The organism is Paenibacillus sp. RC334, from assembly GCF_030034735.1.
GTDB classification, from domain to species: Bacteria; Bacillota; Bacilli; order Paenibacillales; family Paenibacillaceae; genus Paenibacillus; species Paenibacillus terrae_A.
The window spans coordinates 158,597-180,468 of record NZ_CP125370.1 but is presented as its reverse complement, the minus strand read 5'-3'; the positions used below and the strand labels follow the sequence as shown (position 1 = coordinate 180,468).

The window sequence follows — 21,872 nt, the reverse complement described above, 5'->3', positions numbered from 1 at the left end:
GGGTAACAGTTTGCATACTGATGCCTCCTTTATGGTTTCTCGAATTTGTAAAATATAATTTACAACAGAGAATGAAGAGGGTAAGATAAGCATAAGATGATAGGGTGCAGGAAGGGGATTGCTCCCCAACCTTGCTGATGATTCAAGCCTTCTTACGTTGCAGCGTAAGGGGCTTTTTACTTTACCCGGCGGTTATTTTTCTTGGCTGTTTGGAAGTTCATCCAAGCGGCTGCGAGATTAACCAGTGCCGTGAGTAGAAGTACAATCGCGGTCCCCATCGTCTTAGGTTCTCCTTTCCGGAGTGCTTACTACACCCTCTGAAATTATATTACTATACATACGTACTGCCATCAATACGAGATTCCCGCATCCTCACGCAGCCACTGGAGCACGTCCCGTTGGTTGTCGGGTGAGACACCGTGGTCTGTCGGGTACGTTTTGAACGTGCAGTGAGATGTCCGGGTCTGGAAATACGCTGCGGTCTCATGACCGATCTTCATTGGAAATACGGAATCGTATCCGCCGTAGGAAATAAATACGGATACGTCCTCCGTGCTTTGCAGCGCGTATTCCGTTTTCACAAAGTCAGGCACATAGCCGTTCAACGCCACGATTCCCTTCAATTGGTTACCCAGCGTAACTCCGTACATGTCTTGTTCATTGGAGCCTTTACCGTGCAGTGTAAACATGGACACTTTCCATCTGCTCCCTCCACCTCAATTTACGTCCCAGCATTTTACATTATTCGTTTCCATTCGCTCGCAGGTACAATATATAGACGGACAGAATCATTCCGATCTATTATATTGCCGAATAAAAACCGCTCTCTGGATTAATACAAATACTCGTTCATGAACTGATATAATGGAAGTGTTAAGCTGTCATCAGATTGACTATTCTCTCTTAGGAGACTAATGCATATGAAACCAACCTATCTTATGGATGATATACAGTGGCAGCAGCTTATCCAGAACGTGGCTGACCATTTTAATGACGTGACGATTAAACGCGGCTTTCAATATTTCAAGCAAGGAAAGGTAAAAGAATTTACATTGCCTGACGCCGACCATATCGCGGCTGTCGTAGATGGAAGCGATCTTTACGAGGTGGATCTGCACTTGAGCGCTTTTGCTGCCAGCCGATGTACATGTCCAGTTCATAAGAACTGCAAGCACATGATCGCCGTACTGCTGAATTATGCGAATGTGCAGGAGCGTTCCGTACATGCGTTGGTGAACGCCCATTCAGCGGGCTTCACCCGGTTGGCCACCAAATCTGACGCGCGCACCACCGCGCCTGCTTCCCGGTCCACTCCTTCACCGGATCGCAAGCAGGCTGCCAGAAACACGCTCAGCAAAACAGCAAGCCGCATACTGAATTTGCCCATCTCGGAATGGCATGACTTGTTCGATCAGTGCATCGCCCTTATCCACATGAATACGCAAAATTCCCAATATGCACAAAGCGCGCTGGCCTCAATATATGCTGTGAAGCCGCCGCTTTCACCCGGCATGGAACAGTTGTATGAATTGCACGCTCATCTGCGTGTGCTGGAAAAGCTGGTGCCTCAGTCACCTATGCCAGGCTATCCCACCCATTCCTATATGGGATATTACACGCAAATCGCCGCCGATGAGCTTAAAGAAGCTATCGAGCGTGATTTTGAGAGCCAGCTTGTCCTAACACCTGCCCTAACCAATGAACCGATGCAAGAAGCACGCATGGCAGAGACCTTGGCCTATTTACGCCGAAAAATGCTGGCAGAATCGCGTAACGGCACTTATTTTTCAGACGCGTACTACCGATTTTGGCTAAATTGGATGCGTCCCAAACAGAAAGATTCCACTTCCAGCATATATGCGGAGGAATTACAGCATTTACGGGCGGCTGAGGATGAGCTTGGTACAGCTTTGGCCCGGCTTCCCTGGATGCTGGCCCAAAGCTGGATGTATTTTTACCAGTCTCAGGATGATCAAGCCTGGTCACTGCTTGAGAAGGCCGAAAAGGCTTTTCCGCTAAAAATCTCTTCCAGTCAACTGCTTTTGTTCTTACATGCCTTACGTGAAGCCGAGGAATGGTCGCGCCTCAAGGACGGACTACGGCATATCGGCCCCTTGCTCCACAGCCATCGGGACGATCATTTGCACGATTATATGAACGATTGGGATACGGTTTTGCAGCATCTTCCAGAAGCAGAACAGGAAATGTGGGATACACTGGTCGGAATGCTTCCTTTTGCCGGGGGAATGTATGAAGAAGCACTGCTTGCCCACGACAAATGGCGGCAATGGATCGACTACCAGTTAAGTATACGCAGCGAGCCTTTGAGTTTTCGGGTGAGCGTGTTGCAGCCCATTGAAAAGAACGCACCGGAGCTGCTGCTGCCCTTCTACCATCAGGCGGTGGAACGATATGTGCTGGAAAAAAACAGATCCAGCTACAAAGCGGCGGTCAAGCTGTTGAAGCGGCTGTTCAAGCTATACAAAAAAATGAAGCAAGAGCCGCGCTGGGAGCTGTTCTTCGCGACCTTCACCAGCCGCCATAGCCGCCTGCGGGCGCTACAGGAGGAATTGCGGAAAGGGAAATTGTTATCATGAGCCAATATACGGAGACGATTACGGTACACATCCAGTTAACCACCTATGGAGACGCGCTTATTTATGGCGATTCGTCTATGAACTACAGCATTTCCGGCCAAATCCTGAAGCAGCGTTTATTTGCTTGGCATGAGGCTTCTTTCTATGGCACCGAGCTGGAGATTCAGCACGTTCAGGACACGGATATTATCCTCCTCCCCTCGGAGCAGGTGATTCCCTTTCTGACGGAGCGCAAATGGCTGGAGCATATCGAATGGATCTGGGACGAGGACAATGCCCCGTGGCTTCGATTGATCCCTCTACTTGCCCATTGCATTGAAGCGAAAGCCTACGTGCCCAGCTTCACAGCATTTCAGACAGGGAAGCTGCAATGGATTTGGGATACGGAAGCACTGGAGGCGGCGGAGGCGCGAGAGGCGTTAGAATCGGGGAAAACGCTGGAAAGCACCAAACCGGCAGAGCTTGCTCTGCTTGACAGCCTGGAGAAGGACGAGCGCGAAGGGCTGGCTGCGGCGTTCTCGGCCACCGTGTTTCAACGCTGGTACGGCACCGAAGCGGAAGCCGCCGATTTGCGAAGAGAATATCCAATTCTCTTCGCCCAAAACCGCCCGGCCGCGGCTGGTCTGGACGCGCGGGCATGGCTTATCGCTATCGGCTGGAAGGCCGATACCGCGCCCTTCCGCCCGCTCCTGCAACTGCTGGAGCCAGAGCTGGAGGACGACGATCCGTCGTGGCAGCTCAAGCTTGTGTTGCAGGACAAGCAGGACCCGGCACTGCTGGTGCCTGTACGGCTAGCCGACGATGGATACGCATCCGGCCCGTGGCCCGATGCGTGGACAGCCCATGTGCGTGAGCGCTCAGCCGGATGGCTGGAGCGCTTGACCGCGATTTTGCCCGCCGGGCAGCGGACCGGAAGCCGCGATGACGTGCTGGATCGCCCGCTCTCCGACGAGGCGGCGTGGCAATTCCTGACGACCGACAGCCATCGCTTGCTGGAAGGCGGTTGGCAGGTACTGCTGCCCGCTTGGTGGGAAGCAGCCACCCGCAAGAAGCCGAAGCTGCGGGCCAAGGTCCGCCCTGGCGAAGGCGGGAGCGAGCGAGCGAAGGGCGGCTCGCTGTTCGGACTGGACTCGATTGTCCAGTTCGATTGGCGTGTTGCCATTGGCGATGCCGATCTGAGCGAGTCCGAGTTCGCCGAGCTGGTGGCCCGCAACGAGCGGCTGGTGCGCTTCCGCGGGCAATGGATCGCACTCGATCCCGCGCTGCTGGCGCAAATCCGTCGGGCCATGGCCGGGATCGACAGCACTCAGGGATTGTCGTTTCAGGGCATCCTGCAGCTACACCTGCTCGGCAACGCTGATGAGGCGGAGAGCGACGCTACGGGAGAACAGCCGGAGGATGCGGCACGCTTCCGGCTGGAGGTCGAGCTGAACGGGCATCTGCTGAAGCTGATCAGCCAGCTTGGGCGACAGTCGGAATGGCCCGCACTGGAGGTGCCGGATGGACTGCAAGCCGAGCTGCGGACGTATCAGCGGGACGGATACGCGTGGCTTGCCTTTTTACGGCGCTTTGGACTGGGCGCCTGCCTTGCCGACGATATGGGGCTTGGCAAAACGGTGCAGTTTATTGCCTATTTGCTACATCTACAGGACATCGCAGCAGAGACGAGCGTCCGCTCCAGCTCGCTGCTGATTTGTCCAACTTCGGTACTGGGCAACTGGCAGAAGGAACTTAGCCGATTCGCCCCTTCATTGAAGGTCATGCTCCACTATGGAAGCAAGCGGGATCAGGGAGACTTGTTCCGCGAAGAAGTCGAGCAAGCCGATGTCATCCTGACCTCCTTTGCAACAGCGACCCTTGATCAAGAGCAGCTGCAAAGCATAACCTGGGACTCGGTTTGCCTGGATGAAGCGCAGAACATTAAAAATGCGCAAACCAAGCAATCCAGTGCCGTCCGCAGCTTCCCTGCCCGGCATCGTATAGCGCTAACCGGGACGCCTATTGAAAATCGGCTGTCCGAGCTATGGTCGATTTATGATTTTATCAATCCCGGTTATCTGGGCAGCGCACGCTCCTTCAGCAATCGGTTCATCAATGCTATCGAGAAGGAACATAACGAACAACGAACGATAGACCTGCAAAAACTAGTTCAGCCCTTCATGCTGCGACGCAAGAAGAAAGACCCGGCTATACAGCTTGATTTGCCCGAGAAAAATGAGATGAAAACGTATATTCACCTCACCTCCGAGCAGGGAGCGCTCTATGACCAAATTGTTAAAGAGCTCATGGAACGGATGCACAAGCTGGAGGGGATTGAGCGAAAAGGTGCTATATTATCTGCCCTTACCCAGTTGAAGCAGCTTTGCGATCATCCTGCGCTCTTAACCAAGGAGGCAGCCCCGGATGCCACGGCTTCCGGCTATAGTCAGCCCGATTTCGAAGCAGTTATCAGCCGTTCATCCAAGCTGGAGCGTATTTTGGCCATGGTCAAGGAGCTGCGGGAGGAAGGCGAGCGCTGCCTTATTTTCACACAGTATATTGGCATGGGACGTATGCTCCAGCAGGTGCTCGCTCAAGAGCTGCAAGAGCCGGTGCTCTACCTCAACGGTAGCACGTCCAAAACCGCCCGTGACCGGATGATTGATCAGTTCCAAGCTCACACACTGCCGTCAGACGAGCAGCCGTCCGTATTTATTTTGTCGCTCAAGGCCGGGGGCGTGGGTCTGAATCTGACAGCTGCCAACCACGTCTTTCACTTCGACCGCTGGTGGAATCCGGCTGTTGAAAATCAGGCCACAGACCGCGCCTACCGGATGGGACAAACGAAGGACGTACAGGTGCACAAGTTCATCTCGCTGGGCACGCTGGAGGAACGTATTGACGAAATGCTGGAGAGCAAGCAGCAGCTTAGCGACCAAATCATTTCCAGCACCGAGGGCTGGATTACCGAGCTGTCGACAGACGCATTAAAAGAACTCTTTACACTACGTCGCGACTGGGCGTGATGAGGTCTATAAACCTATTTTTGAAGAAGTAGTTTATCGCACGGTTCGAAACTCCTTTGTGTGCATCTACTATCACATCACAACAAAGGAGTTGATAGGTAATGGCCATTCGTCCTCCTCAAACCTTAAAGTCTACGGGCAGAAAGGTTCCTGTTACGAAATATCGTAATGTGAGTCCTACGCAAACCTTTAGCCGGTTTACGGTCATTTGGGCTCGTAATGATGGAGTACCTTTTATTACAACGGGATTTTTTGCAGTCCTCCGCCGTACAGATGAAAGCTTTGTGCAAGCTGCCAATTTCGACAGTTTCGGCACAGTCCGATTCAACAATGTGCGTACACCTACGAACCAGCCTTATATTCTACGTACCTTTAGAGACGACGGAACGCTGTTCCGGGTCAGATCGGTACCTGCTGGTGTGTCCTCGTATGTCGTTATCGGTTAAGTGCTTGCCGAACGCAGTCTGAAAATGTATACGAAAAGAAGCAGCCAGGAACAGAGTACATCTGTCCTGGCTGCTTCTTATTCCAAAGCTATTTTCCAATATATTTATTCGGAATCTTCCACCGTTTCTGTAGCTTTCGAAGCGACTGCTTTGTATGCTGTTTTAAGCCAGTTTTCACTCGACCAGTTCAGCTTGCCTGCACCTGCTCCGTCCTTAGCTTGCAATTGAGCAACCAGGTTCTCAGGATCTTCGGCTGTGTAGCTGTAAGGCAACGTTGTGAATCCATTCCAGGAGAAGTTCTTACCTTTTACAGGATAAGGGGCTAACGGGCTATTTGCATCTTCGCTGCCCCCTCTGAATACTTTACCGTTGTCAGAGAAGATAACATCTTCTGCTTTGATCTTACCTGTGTAGTCATCTTTTTTAGGGTCTTTTTGATTATTACGAACTGGAGAAAATACATCAATTAAATATGATTTTTCAAGTAATACCGCGCCATTTTCAGTTGAAATCGCACCATTACCTACGACGTCAAAATGGTATCCTTTGGCAGCAATCGCTTTAGCCATGTCGGATGTAATTCTGTTCTTGGCTCTAGCCAATCCGGCATCGTCCATAACGATGTTATAGGCATGGGCATTACCAGCACGCAAACGCGGCATACGGTCTTGAATATCCTTGTAGTAGTTATGGTGCAATGTTACTGCCAAATCTGCATTATCAGCGGCCATCTCAGTAGCACCGATCAGATGCGCTTTCTTTTGTCCTGCTGCGATATCAATGATATCTTCTTTACTCAAGCCTACTGCACTGCTTCTCAGATAAGCATACATAGGGTAGGAAGCTTTGTCTGCTTCCATAGCGTTAATTTGTTGAGTTACCCAGCTATTGGAGCTGCGGTCATCTCCTTTGAACAAGGACCAGGAAATGGTAACTCCGTTACTGCCTTTTTTCACATCTACCAAGCCATCATATGCTTTGTTGAATGTACAATGGTCAATCCATACTTTGGAGCTTTGGCCTTCAACCGTGATATAATCCCAGTCATTCTTGTCATAGTTCCCTTTGGTTGCTTCATCCCACTCCCAAAGTTCGTCAAATTCGAGGTTACGGAAAATCAAATTAGAGCTTCTTTTGATAACAAAGCCAGCATGTTTGATTTTAGCGCCATTTGCCGAGAAAATCGTGATTCCATTCAAGTTTTCTATATAGATTTTGCTCACACCTGTTTTCTTCAAAACAGGATTTGTCAGCACAGGGTTGTTTGCACTAAAAGGCATGACCTTCGCAGCATCAGGCATTTCGTTCCATCCCAAATCAAGATCATTCATGATCTCAATAACTTTGACTTTAGTACCTTTTTTAAGTGCCTCGTTGAGATCTACAGCGTTGTAAACCTTTTTGTAATTGGCATCGGTTTCCTTAATTTCCCCGCCACCTGTATTACCATAGGAGAAACCGGCCAGATTATAGTTAATATTTGAGGTTGCGTTTTTATCTACCCCAGGAGTTGGTTTATCTGTACCTGGTGTTGGATTCACAGGTGTTGTACCTGGATCTGCTTCAGTTGAAGCGCCAGATACGATAACATTATCGAACTGGGCAACCGCCTTGGAGGTTACCAAACCAATAGCTCCGGAAGCAAGGCTGGAATCTGTTGCGGTCAGCTCCAGCTGATCATTGACATACATCTTAATCTCCGAACCGGACAGCTCCAGCTTCACTTTGTACCAGGTATTGGTGTCCAGTTTGTATTTGTTATTGGTAGCCAGTGTCTTCATAGAACCGTTTACCTTTTTGCGAATTTCAAGTGCTCCACCCTTCTTGTTGTACAAGGATGCAGCATAAAAGTTGTTGGAATCTGTGTATCTGCCTGCAACATATACCCGATTGGAGCCATTAAAATCATCTACATATACATCCGCTTGTACGCTATAGTTCGTCCATGATGCATTACCTTTAACAGAATGGCTTTCGCTTCGACTAGATTGCTGGTATGTAGAGCCATTCCCGTCCGCGACAACAGACCAGTTCCCTGAACCTGCTGTCCAGCCTTGAGCTTCCCCTTGTTCAAAATCATCACTTACCTGTAAATTCCCATCCGCATGCGCATGACCTAGTAACGGTAACGATAAAGACAGAACCATCGTACTGCTCAACATTACACTTGCACATTTTTTCAACAAACTCGACTTCATGTAACAGTCTCCTTTTTAGATAAATTGATAAGAACCAACCAACATAACTGTATAGCTGTTTGTGCCACACGGCCTTTCCAAACAATATATGCTAGCGCAATACACTAATAATTATAGACTTATAAAATAATATTAAAATATGTCGAATTACTTATCTTTTGGTTTAAATTCTCTATTAATTTTGCATCCTTTTTCGTGAATATACCAAATACCCTTTCATAAAACCACAAAAAACCTTTTTTTGAATAAGGCATAAGGTTGTCATGTTTAAAGTGATACATTTAAAGAGGTCGACATAATGAAAAGAACCTATAGGAGTGATTAGATGCCCAGCTATCACTATGCTTCCAAAGCCGAGTTAAAAGAAGCGATTCATGCCTCCTACTTACTGTTAGACAGTGAATACAAGGAGGTTGACGAGAACCAAAAGGATATCCGTATCTCCGAAGTAGACAAAACACCCGCAGAAATCATTGCCTACCAGCTTGGATGGCTTCATCTTGTCATGTCATGGGACAAGGGCGAAAAGGAAGGAAAACCCGTCATCATGCCTGCACCAAATTATAAATGGAATAGGCTAGGCGAGCTTTACCAATCCTTTTACAAAACCTACACCCACCACTCTTTACGTGAATTACGCCAACTATTCAAGCTGACAGAGCAAAAGTGGCTGGATTGGATTGACACGCTAAGTCATGAAGAACTCTTTACGCAGGGCGTTCACAAGTGGACAGGCAGTAATCCGAAGTGGCCCATGGCTAGATGGATTCACATCAACTCAGTGGCACCGTTTAAAACATTCAGAGCCAAGATACGAAAATGGAAGAAATACAATGCTCTGCATTGATGAAAAAAAGTGCATGTTGTGCTACAATACTTGAGTTGTATCGGGATATATTCAGGGAAGGGTAAGTGAAACGCCATGCTTATTATTGGTATTGCCGGCGGTACGGGTTCCGGTAAATCAACGGTAGCACGCGCTGTCGTTGAACGTCTGGGATCAAACAAAGTGACTTTCATATCTCAGGATAACTACTATAAAGACCATTCACATCTGAGTTATGATGATCGTGCTTTGGTCAATTATGATCATCCGTTTGCCTTTGACAATGAATTGCTTATTGAGCATCTTCATTGTCTGAAAGAAGGACAAGCGACCCACGCGCCAGTGTATGACTTCACGGTTCATGCGCGTTCTACAGACGAGACGGTAGAGCTTCTGCCGAATCATATTGTTATGTTGGAGGGTCTGCACGTGCTGTCTGACGAAAAGCTTCGTCAACTGCTCGACATCAAGGTATTTGTCGACACGGATCCGGATGTGCGTATTCTTCGCCGGGTACTTCGGGATATTGAGGAGCGCGGCCGCACCATTCAGTCGATCCACGATCACTATTTGAGTACGGTCAAGCCTATGCACGAAGCATTTATTGAGCCCTCCAAGAAATACGCGGACCTGATCCTTCCTGAGGGAGGCCACAATGAGGTTGGCATTCAACTGCTGTCTATTTTGACTGAAAAATATTTGGCAGGAGATCGGACATGGGGTACGGTTTAGGGTAATCCCGGTTTGTTCAGGCTGTCGAGATCTTCTCGATGGCCTTTTTTGTCGTTTTATATGCCATTTGAACTAATTTATTTTTGGATTCCCATCCGATTTATGTTAGCATGTAAAGATTGGATACTTTATATTCGAGCCAATTTGGAAGCGTTATCAATTATGTGCCTCAAATGATGTGACGTCCGCTTTAATGGAGGTCTTTTTTTGAATAGGTATAATTACGGAGAGTGCTGCCATGAAAGAGCTATGCAATATTTTGATTGTAGATGATGAGATATTGGTACGGCAAGGGATCAAGCATCATTTATCGTGGGAACAGTATGGATTTCGCATTGTAGGCGAGGCTTCTAATGGAAAAGAAGCGTTAGAGCTGATTGAAACTTTGCGCCCGCATATTGTCATTACGGATATCGTGATGCCTATCATGGATGGCGAGGAACTGACGCGCATTGTCAGACAGAACTATCCTGATATTGAGGTCATTGTGCTCAGTAGCTACGGCGAGTTTAATTACGTGCGATCCACCTTCCAGCAAGGTGTTGCTGACTATATTTTGAAGCCCAAGCTGGACACGGATGAGCTGCTGCAAGTGCTCCAGAGAACGGCCCGCAAAATTCCGTCTATTCAGTATCAAGCAGATGCCGGGGATAATCAAATTACGATGGATCATGTGATAGAAAAGCTCATTTCCGGCTATAGCATCGACTACGATATGGAACTGCTGAAACAGGATTTTCCGTATGCCCGTTTTGCACTCATAGGCGTGGAACAGGCGGAACCACAGGGGAAAGGCCAGTCCCACCCTGCCTCGGACCTATTTTCCAGGCTCACTGATCGAGTGACATCTGCCTGTGAACAAATCGTGTTGCGGCGACTGCCGTCTGATGCAAATGCGGCTGTTTTTTTAGCCAATCTTGAGCCGCGTGAATTACACTCCTGGATGCCTGCAATCAGGGAAGTAGCTCAGGAGACGAAGCAAGTCGAGCCACAGACGGGCTGGGCGGTTAGCCGTCTATTTGATGATTTTAATCAGATTAGCGAGGTCTATCAGGATGAACTGCCAAAACTGCTCAGCTATCGCTTTTACTTCCCGGGAACTGCGCTCCTGATGGAAGACGAACTTCCCAAGCCTGTTCAGGTAAACAGCTCGTTTAACTTAAAGCAGTTCACAGAAGAGATGAAGCGCGAGCATTTTGATACAGCCTTTCAGGACTTAAGGTCTTATGTAGCTGCCATGTCCCGCAACTATACCTCCACCGCTTTTGAATTCAAATCTCTTCTCGGAAACATCGTGTTTAACATTACGACTTTGCTCGGGAATCAGGGGTATGATATGAAAGAGCTGGATGCGGCAAAATACTCCTATTTCAAAGCCATAAATGATGCACCTCATGTACATGAAGCTGTGCGATTGCTGGAGACCTTTTTAGATGAAGCGAACATGCAGATTTTGGCTAAAACGCAGCAAGGAAGCAGTGCGAGCATGAAGAAGCTGCTGGAATATATCGAGGAGCATCACGCTGAGACGCTCAATTTGACGACACTCGGTCAATATTTTCATTTTAATCCCTCCTATTTGTCGAGCTATTTTACAGCACATCATACAGAGGGCTTCAGCGAGTATTTGAACAAAATTCGGGTTGAAAAAGCTGCGGAGCTGCTGCGGTCGGGTACGATGTCCATTTCGGATATTAGCAGCACCGTCGGCTATTCGGACCCCAGCTATTTTACCAAAGTGTTCAAAAAGGTGACGGGTTACTCCCCCAGTCAATACCGCCGGGAGCATCTCCATTAGAGAGCAAACGCATATCTGCCAGCAGAAAAGAGATTGAATATGAAAAGGTATATGCATAAAATCAAATATCAAGGTCTGTTCTTTAAAATATTTGTCGTTATGGTGGTCAGCATCACCGCGGTGTCCTTGCTGACCTCTTTGGTGACGATTCGAATGTCTGAACGACTCTTTGCCGAGACATTCAGTATTACGAATGCCAAGGTACTCAGCCAAATTCAGTCCAGCTTTGAGTCCTTCAATGACTCAATTGTGAATGCCGTAACCCATGCCTCGGAAAACGGGACGGTCAAAAACTATCTGACAGGCGGTCAATCCGATTCCATTAACTCGGCACGCATCTACTTCGGTATGGCACAGCAGATGAAGCAGATTAAATCAAATGTCGACGCCTATGATGTCAGTGTCGCCATCACGGGCATGAACGGCCGAAGCTTCTATTCCGACTCGTCCTACTGGCCGGTAACTGCAGAGGAGCTCAGGAACAATTTGATTACAGCCCGAAGCGCGGCACAGCCGACACGGCTCATGTATCAGCTGGATACGGATCTACTTCGTCAGCAAATGAATAATACCGGACAGAAACCCACACCCTATATTATCGCCTCCAGGGCATTCATGGAGCGAACTAGCGGTACGTTGTATGGCATGATCTACATTGCCATTCGCGAGCCCGAATTCCGCCGCTTCTATAACAACTTCACAAGCAACGGCAATGATGTACTTATTTTGGACAAATCGGGACTCATTGTGTCGAGCAACCGTCAGGACTTGATCGGACAACACTCCCGTGAGCTGCTGGGCTATGCGACAAAAATCAATGAGCAAGGACTAAATTACATTAATGCGAACGTGATGAACAAGGAAAGTATCCTCCTTTCCAACTATATTCCTTCGTATGATTTTTACCTGGTTAACATGATTGACAGGCAAACCGCAATCGGACAAATTATTGACGTTAAATCTGTTGTATTGATCTGCATTGGCATCGTGCTGATTGCTTTGTTGATCGTTTTTCTGATTTCCCGGCGTTTGATTCGTTCTTTGACTCGGCTGGTTAAGCAAATGTCGACTGTCCGCGAGAAAAATTTTGATAACTATCTCCCGGTAACGGGCAGCTATGAGGTCAGGCAGTTGAGTCATGCCTACAATTACATGCTGGATGAACTGAATGACTATATTCGTAAGCTGCTGGAGACGCAAAAAGGACAACGGAATGCAGAGCTGGCTGCACTGCAACGGCAGATCAATCCGCATTTTCTGTACAATACACTGGCTTCGATCAAAATGCTGGTGCTCAAAGGAAACAAGGAGACCGCCGCTGAGACGATCAATGCGCTCATTTCCCTACTGCAAAATACAATCAGCAATGTGAGCGAAACGATCACCATCGAGCAGGAAATGGCCAACATGCAAAATTATGTGTTCATTAACCATGTTCGCTACGGTCAGCGGGTACAGGTGAATTATTTTGTATCGCCGGATTGTCTGGAGTACCATGTGCCCAAGCTGATTATTCAGCCTTTTATCGAGAACTCGTTTTTCCATGCATTTAATGAGAAAACCGCGGGTCACATCTATATACTGGTGTCCAAAACGGACGATACATTAATCTGCGAGGTGGTCGATGACGGAGACGGTATGGATTTGGACGGGCATACGGCAAAGGACGGACTGCCCAATCCTAAAAGCAAGCGCCAACTGTTCACTGGTATCGGCATCCAGAATGTACACAACCGCATTACCCTTCTTTATGGAGAAGAGTATGGCGTGACCATCTCCAGCAAAAAAGGCGAAGGCACCAAAGTGAAAATGACACTGCCATTGATCGTAAAACCCGCCTCTCCTAACTAATAAAAAATATAAACCGAACTAAAGATACACGAAGCGCCACTACGCGGTCGGATGGTGCTTCCCATCGCTGTTGTACCCAGATTTCTTTATTCAATTTATAAAGGTTGAAATTCGGGTAGGTGATGCTTCCGAAGCTAGCTTTCCTATGGAAAGCTTTTAAGGCGACCGCTAGCGCTTGTACAGCACCATTCCGCCCACTTCGTTCTTGTTCCACTTTTTTCGTCTTTAGCTCAATCTAAAAAAATTACCTGAATCTAAAAAAAGCACAAATGTAAGCGGTACCTTTTTTGACAAATCATAATAATAAGACAAATCCGTATAAAGATATTCCTAACTGCCAGCAAAGCAAGGATGATAAACTAGATTCATAAACAAGGTAACCGCTTTCAATAAGTTTTAAATGATTATAAAAAAAGAGTAGGGGTTGAACGAAATGAAAAAAATGACTTTCCTTCTGCTGATCGCAAGCTTGATCCTGCTATCTGCATGTTCCAGCAATTCCGAGAAAGCCGCGACCACGACGGATTCCGGTAAGAAAGAAATCACGGTCTGGGCTTGGGACCCGAACTTCAATATCGCGGCCCTAAAGCTGGCGAAAGATCGTTACGTCGCCAAACATCCTGATGTAAACGTAAACATTGTTGAATATGCTCAAAATGATATCGTGCAAAAAATGAATGCCGGTCTTAACTCCGGTTCTACCAAAGGATTGCCTAACGTGGTTCTGATTGAGGATTACCGGGCACAAAACTTCCTGCAAGCCTATCCTGATTCCTTCCATGATATGAGCAACTCGATCAAAGCATCCGACTTCGCCGATTATAAAATTGGACCGACCAGCTACAACGGCAAGCAATACGGTGTTCCATTCGACTCCGGTGTTATGGGTCTGTATGTAAGAACGGATTATTTGGAACAAGCTGGCTACAAAGTAGCTGACCTGACCAACATTGATTGGGACAAATTCATTGAAATCGGTAAAGCCGTAAAACAAAAAACAGGTAAAGATATGCTGACTCAAGATCCAAACGACCTCGGTCTGATCCGTGGTATGATCCAATCCGCAGGTTCATGGTACCTGAAAGAAGACGGTAAAACACCAAACCTGGCAGGTAATACAGCTCTGAAAGAAGCGCTCTTGACGTACAAATCCTTGTTCGATGCGAACATTGTTAAAATGAATGCCGACTGGAGTCAATTCCTGGCAGCCTTTAATAGCGGTGCAGTTGCTTCCGTACCAACAGGTAACTGGATTACGCCTTCAATCAAAGCAGAAGCTTCGCAATCGGGTAAATGGGCCGTTGTTCCTTTCCCTAAATTGAAAAATGTACCTGAATCCGTGAATGCTTCCAGCCTCGGCGGCAGCTCCTGGTATGTCCTGAACACAGACGGTCAAGATACCGCTGCTGATTTCCTGAAAGAAACATTCGGTTCAGATCAAGATCTATATCAAGATATGCTGAGCAAAATTGGAATTGTCGGTTCATTAAACGCAGCTTCCAGCGGTAAAGCTTATGACGAGACAGATCCGTACTTCGGTGGCGACAAAGTCTACAAGAAATTCGCAGAATGGACCAAACAAGTTCCAAAAGTCAATTATGGCATGCACACTTATGCCATTGAGGACATCATGACCGTTGAAATTCAAAACTACTTGAACGGCAAAGATGTAGACACAGTTCTGAAAGATGCTCAAGGACAAGCAGAAGCACAGCTTAAATAAGACAGTCCATCTAGCCAAGGCTAAACAATAAAACGATAAGCACTTAAAACCTTGGGCTTGCGAGTTCAAGGTTTTAATGCTGCATAGGGAGTTGATATGGTTATGAAGACAGCCACACCCAAAATGACGACATCGCGTTTCAAGGCAGGTATGACAGGATGGTTGTTCATATCCATCGCAGTGATCATGATTGCAGCCTTTTATTTCTACCCGATGATCCAGGCGCTTATCTTGTCCTTCAAGACAGGCACGGGGTCTAATCTGACCTTCAACGGCATTGATAACTACAAGCGTCTGTTCACAGATAGCATGTTTATAACCGCCGTGAAGAACACGTTTATCTATTTGATTTTCCAGGTGCCATTGATGGTGATTCTGGCTCTGTTCATTTCGGTATTGCTAAATGATAAAAATCTTAAATTCAAGGGCTTTTTCCGCACAGCCATCTTCTTGCCTTGTATTACATCGCTGGTAGCCTATTCCGTTGTGTTCAAGTATTTGTTCTCGGCTGACGGTCTGGTAAACTCCTTATTGCTGAATCTACATGTGATTGGCACGCCGATCCAATGGATTACAGACCCTTTCTGGGCCAAGGTTACGATTATTATTGCGATCACATGGCGCTGGACCGGCTACAATATGATCTTTTACTTGTCCGGTCTCCAGAATATTGACAGCTCCATCTATGAAGCGGCCCGTATTGACGGTGCTTCCCCTATTCGACAGTTTTTCAACATTACGGTTCCACTGCTTAAGCCGATTATCCTGTTCACCTCGATTACATCGACGATTGGTACACTCCAGCTCTTTGATGAAATCATGAATATTACCAAAGGTGGACCGGGGAACGCGACATCTTCTATTTCGCAATATATCTACAACCTGTCCTTCAAGTATTCATCCGACTTTGGTTATGCGGCGACCGTATCCTACTCCATCGTCATTATGATCATTATCTTGTCGATCATCCAGTTCAAAGTGGCAGGTGAGAAAAAATGATGAAAACGAAAAGAATATTTACGTATGCCTTTCTGATCATTGTGTCGTTCGTTTCGATTTTCCCGTTCCTGTGGATGCTATCCAGCTCCACGAACCTGTCGGTCGATGTTACGAAGGGCAGACTCCTGCCCGGCTCCCATCTGATGGATAACATCCACAATCTGATGGATAAGGTGGACATCGTCACTGCGCTGAGCAATTCGGCGAAAATCTCGATTTCCACGACACTGCTGGCGATGCTGATTGCCTCTCTGGCAGGCTATGGCTTTGAAATTTACAGAAGTAAAGCCAAGGATATTGTCTTCAATATCCTGCTGATGTCTATGATGATTCCGTTTGCGGCGATCATGATCCCGCTCTATCGGATGTTCGGCAGTATCTCCAATACACTGCCTTGGATCGGTATTGATACACTTTCGTCTGTCGTCATTCCGACGGTGACTACGGCGTTTCTGATCTTCTTTTTCCGTCAAAGCACCAAGATGTTTCCGAAGGACTTGCTGGAAGCTGGTCGTATGGACGGATTGTCCGAGCTGGGTCTGTTCTTCCGGGTGTATATGCCTACGATGAAAACAACCTATGCCGCTGCCGCTATCATCACGTTCATGTCGAGTTGGAATAACTATCTCTGGCCTCTGATCGTGTTGCAAACGCCGGAAAATCAAACGATTCCGTTGTTGATTTCGAACCTCGGCTCCGGCTATGCACCAGATTATGGTGTGATTATGATCGCTATCGTCCTGTCCACGTTGCCGACTGCACTGGTATTTTTCCTGATGCAGAAGCATTTTGTAGCGGGTATGGTAGGCTCGGTAAAATAACGGATTCGCTGTTGTGAAATCCCTTCATTTCATTTTAAAAATAAGGAGTGTTCGCCTTGACCATCCACACCCCCAGCCTGGATTGGCTAACCGACGTAACCAAGTTTGCAGTACATCGGCTGCCTGCCTATTCCGATCATAAATATTACGCTACACTTCAGGAAGCGGAGCGTCATGCCGATATGGCTTGGCGTCATAGTCTGAACGGTAGCTGGAAGTTCAACTATGCTACGAATCCATCCAGCCGTCCGGTTGAGTTCCATGCCCCTGATTTTGAATACGGTGGCTGGAGCGACATTCAGGTACCGGGTCATATTCAGACGCAAGGCTTCGGTCAAATGCAGTACGTGAATACGATGTATCCGTGGGACGGACATTCGGACGTTCGCCCACCACATATTCCGGAAGATCACAACCCGGTCGGGAGCTATATCAAAAGCTTTGTTTTGCCAGAAAATATAGCTTCTGACGGTCAGCCTGTGTTCATTTCTTTTCAGGGCGTCGAGTCGGCTTTCTATGTGTGGTTGAATGGGCAATTTGTCGGGTACAGTGAGGACAGCTTTACACCGTCCGATTTTGAATTGACACCGTTCCTGCAAGCAGGCGAAAACAAACTGGCGGTTGAGGTATATCAGAGAAGTACAGGGGCATGGCTGGAGGATCAGGACTTCTGGCGTTTTTCCGGTATCTTCAGAGACGTATATCTGTACACCATCCCATCTGTTCACGTACGTGACCTGCATGCCAAGGCCGATCTGGACGCCTCGTACACACAGGGTCTTCTGGGGCTTGAGCTAACCTTGGAAAAAGCAGTAGCAGCCTATGCAGCCGTCGATGTCAAAGATGCTGCGGGCCAGATTGTAGCTTCTTTGAAGGCGGATTTTACAGATGGCAAGGCTTCGCTGTCGGCAACACTGGATCAAGTCCAGCGCTGGAGCGCCGAAAAGCCTTACCTGTACACGTTGTTCATCCAAATTCACGAGCCGGACGGGACACTGGTGGAGGTCATTGCGCAGAAGATTGGCTTCCGCAAGTTTGAGCTGATCAACAAGGTGATGCATCTGAACGGCAAGCGGATCGTCTTCAAAGGCGTGAACCGCCATGAATTCAACGCCCGCACTGGACGTGCGATTTCTCGTGAAGATATGCTATGGGATATTCGTACGCTCAAGCAAAACAATATGAACGCGGTTCGCACCTCTCACTATCCGAATCAGACCCTGTGGTATGAGCTGTGTGATGAGTACGGGGTGTATGTGATCGACGAAATGAACCTGGAAACACACGGCTCCTGGCAAAAGCTTGGCGCAGTCGAGCCTTCGTGGAACATTCCCGGCAATCTGCCTGAGTGGCAGGATATCGTTATGGACCGCGCCATTTCCATGCTGGAACGAGACAAAAACCATGCGTCCATCCTGATCTGGTCCTGCGGTAATGAGTCCTATGCGGGTGAAGTGCTGCGGAATGTAGCCAACTATTTCCGAGCCACCGACCCGAGCCGTCTGGTACATTACGAAGGTGTATTCCACAACCGCACGTACGATGATGCCAGCGATATGGAGAGCCGGATGTACGCCAAGCCCGCAGATATCGAGCAGTATTTGAACGACAATCCGCAAAAGCCGTATATCAGTTGCGAATACATGCATGCGATGGGTAATTCCGTAGGCGGTATGCACAAGTATACAGAGCTGGAGAACAAATACGAGCTCTATCAGGGCGGCTTTATTTGGGATTACATTGATCAGGCGGTCATGAAAAAAGATCGCTATGGACGCGAGTACCTCGCTATCGGCGGCGACTTTGACGACCGGGCCACAGACTATGGATTCTGTACGGACGGAATTGTCTATGCTGACCGGAAGGTTTCACCGAAGATGCAGGAGGTCAAATTCCTGTACCAAAATCTGAAGCTGACCCCGGATCGGGGCGGTGTGACGATTCGCAATGAAAATCTGTTCGAGGGAACGGATGACTACGAGCTGGTATACAGCCTGCTTCATGAAGGCCACGAAATCGCACGGAACGTGATTCATGTGGATGTAGCGGCACAAACAGAAGCTCATATTCCGTTGACGCTGGTAAATACGGTCGGAGTAGACGCGCCTGGTGAATATATTATTCACACGTCTCTGGTCTTGAAAGAAGCTGCGCTCTGGGCGGAGGCTGGATATGAAGTAGCCTTTGGACAGCATATTTTCATCGTGGAAGATACACGTCCACAGACTGTTCCTGCTGGCAGCATTCGAGTCGTGCATGGCGATGTAAACATCGGCGTTCACGGTGCAGATTTTAGTATCATGTTCTCCAAAGGAGCAGGCAGCCTGACTTCGCTGCGCTACGCTGGACGCGAGATGATCGCCATTCCTCCTGCCCCATTGTTCTGGCGTGCAACCACGGACAATGACAGAGGTGTAGCGCTTGGGTTTGAAGCGGGCGGTTGGTTTGCTGCGAGTCTAACACGCAGATGCGTGGGGATTGAAGTCACGGAGGAGCAAACTGATCACGTAACGGTTACGTTCCGTTATACACTAAGCATTCATGCAGACGTACAGGTAGCAGTGACATATACCGTCTTTGCCGATGGCAGCCTGAAAGTGAAATCCACTTATGAAGGCGTATCCGGGTTGCCTAACCTGCCGATCTTTGCTCTTTCTTTCAAGGTTCCAGCAGACTACCGCCATTTGGACTGGTACGCCATGGGACCAGAGGAAAACTATATCGACCGGGCCTTCGGAGCAAGACTCGGCGTATTCCACAACGAAGCAGCGGACAACGTATCCGGTTATGCCGTGCCACAGGAATCCGGTAACCGTACAGGCGTACGTCGTGTCGATATTACCGACGATTCTCAGCGAGGTATTCGCATTACTGCACCTGCAACCGCGCCTGTGGAATGCAACATTTCACCATACACAGCGTTTGAGCTGGAAAGTGCATACCATCAGTATGAGCTGCCCAACGTCTACTACACTGTCGTCACGGTGGCTGGCAAGCAAATGGGTGTCGGCGGCGACGATAGCTGGGGCGCTCCCGTACACGAGGAATACCAAATTGCAGCCGATCAGAAGTTGGAATTTGAGTTTACCGTGCAAAGGGTATAAATAAGTTCACCGCATAGATAAGTATTATTAAACAAAAGCTAAGCCCTTCCGTTGCTTCCTTTATAAGAAGCTGGAAGGGCTTTTAAAGTTCAAATATGACCGCCTATCTATTAGCTAGTCGCAAGATTGACATACGTCTTCCTGAAATCAAGATTTAAAGCATTCCCTGATTAGGAATTCCCTCATATGGCGAAAAAGGCATCTCGCTCGCCCCTTTTCAATGTAGTTACATACACAGCATTTTCAGCGGTTCCAAACAAGGTAGGAATAATTAAATGCTATTTGATCATACGAAATACTATTTTGACAAAGTCTATTAATTTTCGACAAATTTCTTCCGATAATATATCAGAGCTTCCTAAATATATCAAAAATCGATCTTAATCTAAAAACAGAAGGCAAGAAAAATGAATCGACCATTAACAAAAGGAGGGCGAAATATGAAAAACTTGTTGAACCAAAAATATTTGGATTAATGATGTAAAACTCACCAGTTTCCTTAAGGAGGCTCAAGAGAACCAAAGTAGAATACAATTTTCACCACTTTACAAATTGTTCCATAAATTTTGTGCATCCACCATAAAAACAGTATGTGAAATCATTATGAGGAGGAGTTTATATTGAAACTAAAAAATTTTAAGAGGTTTATCGTTCTTTTAGGTGTGTTTGCTTTATTAGGCTCTCTTTCCAGTCTGGCATCTGTTGTCTCCGCTGCTGATAATGAAGTGCAAGGCAGTGCTGTTGTAGAAGGTGTAAATTATAGGATTGTAGGCCGAACGAGCGGAAAGCTTCTTGATCCATCAACTAGTTCAACTGTTGTACAAATGGGCCTTAATAAGGTAACAAGCGAAAAGTGGAATTTTGTTGCTGTAAGCGATGGGTATTATAAAATTGTTAACAGTAGCAGCAACAAGGTTATGGATGTATCTGCTGATGGAATTATACTGGCAGATGATTCAGGAAGCAATAGCCAGAATTGGGGTTTAGTTAATGCTGTTGGAGGTTATTTCAAAATAGTCAACCGTGATAGCGGCAAGGTCTTGGATGTACTTCAAAATAGTACTGCCGATGGTGCTAAAATCATAGCGTATAACGATACCAATGCCTCTAACCAACAGTGGTACATCGCGCGAGAGATTAAAGGGAATGTAACATACACCCTCGTGAAGTCAGCTAACCCTACAGCCGATCAATTGGATGCATACGAAAGAATCACCCGAGCTATGGATACTACAGTAAAATACTATAATAATTTCACTGATTTTTCTAAGCATCTTACTATATACTATAGACCAGGAGTACCTACAGCTGAAGGAAGCTTCAACGGCACAATTAGCTTTGGCACGAACAGAGGGTTTATGGTTCCCGCCACAGCTATGCATGAAACGGGTCACACAATGGGAGTGGGACAGAACAGCGTTTATGCTTCGTTAATGTCGACTAGAATTTGGCAAGGCGCCAATGCAACTGCCGAGCTAAGATCGATTACAGGGAAGAATACTGACGAAATACATGGAGACAGAAATCATTTTTGGCCATACGGTCTCAATCAAGCTAGTGAAGTTAAATCAGATGCAGATTATATAAACCATTGCAGAATTGTATATGCTATGAAAAAAGATGGTATGTAGATTGAAAACAGACATTTCCTGCTTGGATTGGATTATTTTCGTTATGGATAGTTGAGGATTGCGAGCGAACAGGAGAAAAATGGATTCACGCAAATAGACCATAACCGTAGCTTCGGAGACGATGGCTTTGGATGGTGTTCT

The 21,872-nt window shown here is 47.3% G+C and carries 14 protein-coding genes; 12 read left to right on the top strand and 2 right to left on the bottom strand.

The features are described from left to right. Nucleotides 1–350: 350 nt before the first annotated feature. The gene (locus tag QMK20_RS00840) at nucleotides 351–689 is read right to left on the bottom strand and encodes an alpha/beta hydrolase (RefSeq protein WP_283656170.1); all 339 of its coding nucleotides are present in this window, start codon (nucleotides 687–689) and stop codon (nucleotides 351–353) included. Nucleotides 690–920: 231 nt separating this feature from the next. Between QMK20_RS00840 and QMK20_RS00835 the strand changes: the two genes are divergently transcribed. The 3 genes from QMK20_RS00835 to QMK20_RS00825 all read left to right on the top strand — a co-directional run bounded on the left by QMK20_RS00835 (nucleotide 921) and on the right by QMK20_RS00825 (nucleotide 6,048). Further along, on the top strand, nucleotides 921–2,597 hold the full coding sequence (locus QMK20_RS00835; RefSeq protein WP_283654183.1) for an SWIM zinc finger family protein: 1,677 nt from the start codon (nucleotides 921–923) through the stop codon (nucleotides 2,595–2,597). Continuing rightward, nucleotides 2,594–5,602, top strand: a complete 3,009-nt coding sequence (locus tag QMK20_RS00830; protein ID WP_283654182.1) for a DEAD/DEAH box helicase — start codon at nucleotides 2,594–2,596, stop codon at nucleotides 5,600–5,602. Before QMK20_RS00835 ends, QMK20_RS00830 begins: the two co-directional genes overlap by 4 nt. Nucleotides 5,603–5,703: 101 nt before the next feature. Continuing rightward, nucleotides 5,704–6,048: a hypothetical protein gene (locus QMK20_RS00825; protein ID WP_283654181.1), complete on the top strand. Its 345-nt coding sequence runs from the start codon at nucleotides 5,704–5,706 to the stop codon at nucleotides 6,046–6,048. A 104-nt stretch (nucleotides 6,049–6,152) separates the two neighbouring features. Here the strand turns inward: QMK20_RS00825 and QMK20_RS00820 are convergent, their stop codons facing one another. Next, entirely contained in the window at nucleotides 6,153–8,246 is a 2,094-nt protein-coding gene (locus QMK20_RS00820; RefSeq protein WP_283654180.1) for a pectate lyase family protein, read from the bottom strand. Nucleotides 8,247–8,571: 325 nt separating this feature from the next. On the opposite strand from QMK20_RS00820, the gene QMK20_RS00815 reads away from it, so the two are divergent. The 9 genes from QMK20_RS00815 (at nucleotide 8,572) to QMK20_RS00775 (ending at nucleotide 21,731) form a co-directional block, all read left to right on the top strand. Then, a complete protein-coding gene (locus QMK20_RS00815; protein ID WP_283654179.1) occupies nucleotides 8,572–9,093 on the top strand; it encodes a ClbS/DfsB family four-helix bundle protein in 522 nt (173 codons plus the stop codon). Nucleotides 9,094–9,168: 75 nt separating this feature from the next. Beyond that, nucleotides 9,169–9,804: a uridine kinase gene (gene udk, locus QMK20_RS00810; protein WP_044644986.1), complete on the top strand. Its 636-nt coding sequence runs from the start codon at nucleotides 9,169–9,171 to the stop codon at nucleotides 9,802–9,804. 238 nt (nucleotides 9,805–10,042) lie between these two features. Continuing rightward, on the top strand, nucleotides 10,043–11,602 hold the full coding sequence (locus QMK20_RS00805) for a response regulator transcription factor (protein WP_283654178.1): 1,560 nt from the start codon (nucleotides 10,043–10,045) through the stop codon (nucleotides 11,600–11,602). A gap of 39 nt (nucleotides 11,603–11,641) precedes the next feature. Further along, nucleotides 11,642–13,453, top strand: coding sequence for a cache domain-containing sensor histidine kinase (locus QMK20_RS00800; RefSeq protein WP_283654177.1), 1,812 nt, complete (start codon nucleotides 11,642–11,644; stop codon nucleotides 13,451–13,453). A 433-nt stretch (nucleotides 13,454–13,886) separates the two neighbouring features. Beyond that, complete coding sequence (locus tag QMK20_RS00795; RefSeq protein WP_044644989.1) at nucleotides 13,887–15,176, top strand: ABC transporter substrate-binding protein; 1,290 nt, start codon at nucleotides 13,887–13,889, stop codon at nucleotides 15,174–15,176. 102 nt (nucleotides 15,177–15,278) lie between these two features. Next, nucleotides 15,279–16,175 (top strand): carbohydrate ABC transporter permease, encoded by an 897-nt coding sequence (locus tag QMK20_RS00790; protein WP_044644990.1) that lies wholly within the window; start codon nucleotides 15,279–15,281, stop codon nucleotides 16,173–16,175. Next, nucleotides 16,172–16,996 carry a carbohydrate ABC transporter permease gene (locus tag QMK20_RS00785; RefSeq protein WP_283654176.1) on the top strand — a complete coding sequence of 275 codons (825 nt, stop codon included), beginning with the start codon at nucleotides 16,172–16,174 and terminating at the stop codon, nucleotides 16,994–16,996. Before QMK20_RS00790 ends, QMK20_RS00785 begins: the two co-directional genes overlap by 4 nt. A gap of 56 nt (nucleotides 16,997–17,052) precedes the next feature. Beyond that, complete coding sequence (gene lacZ / locus QMK20_RS00780) at nucleotides 17,053–20,100, top strand: beta-galactosidase, LacZ type (RefSeq protein ID WP_283654175.1); 3,048 nt, start codon at nucleotides 17,053–17,055, stop codon at nucleotides 20,098–20,100. A gap of 620 nt (nucleotides 20,101–20,720) precedes the next feature. Then, nucleotides 20,721–21,731 (top strand): RICIN domain-containing protein, encoded by a 1,011-nt coding sequence (locus tag QMK20_RS00775; protein ID WP_283654174.1) that lies wholly within the window; start codon nucleotides 20,721–20,723, stop codon nucleotides 21,729–21,731. The last annotated feature ends 141 nt before the right edge of the window (nucleotides 21,732–21,872 follow it).

Bases quoted from the DNA above. Each gene is read 5' to 3' on its own strand.
- QMK20_RS00840 (WP_283656170.1), bottom strand. From the start codon at position 689: ATGTTTACACTGCACGGTAAAGGCTCCAATGAACAAGACATGTACGGA.
- QMK20_RS00835 (WP_283654183.1), top strand. From the start codon at position 921: ATGAAACCAACCTATCTTATGGATGATATACAGTGGCAGCAGCTTATC.
- QMK20_RS00805 (WP_283654178.1), top strand. From the start codon at position 10,043: ATGAAAGAGCTATGCAATATTTTGATTGTAGATGATGAGATATTGGTA.
- QMK20_RS00830 (WP_283654182.1), top strand. From the start codon at position 2,594: ATGAGCCAATATACGGAGACGATTACGGTACACATCCAGTTAACCACC.
- QMK20_RS00795 (WP_044644989.1), top strand. From the start codon at position 13,887: ATGAAAAAAATGACTTTCCTTCTGCTGATCGCAAGCTTGATCCTGCTA.
- QMK20_RS00785 (WP_283654176.1), top strand. From the start codon at position 16,172: ATGATGAAAACGAAAAGAATATTTACGTATGCCTTTCTGATCATTGTG.
- QMK20_RS00815 (WP_283654179.1), top strand. From the start codon at position 8,572: ATGCCCAGCTATCACTATGCTTCCAAAGCCGAGTTAAAAGAAGCGATT.
- QMK20_RS00790 (WP_044644990.1), top strand. From the start codon at position 15,279: ATGAAGACAGCCACACCCAAAATGACGACATCGCGTTTCAAGGCAGGT.
- udk (WP_044644986.1), top strand. From the start codon at position 9,169: ATGCTTATTATTGGTATTGCCGGCGGTACGGGTTCCGGTAAATCAACG.
- QMK20_RS00825 (WP_283654181.1), top strand. From the start codon at position 5,704: ATGGCCATTCGTCCTCCTCAAACCTTAAAGTCTACGGGCAGAAAGGTT.
- QMK20_RS00800 (WP_283654177.1), top strand. From the start codon at position 11,642: ATGAAAAGGTATATGCATAAAATCAAATATCAAGGTCTGTTCTTTAAA.
- QMK20_RS00820 (WP_283654180.1), bottom strand. From the start codon at position 8,246: ATGAAGTCGAGTTTGTTGAAAAAATGTGCAAGTGTAATGTTGAGCAGT.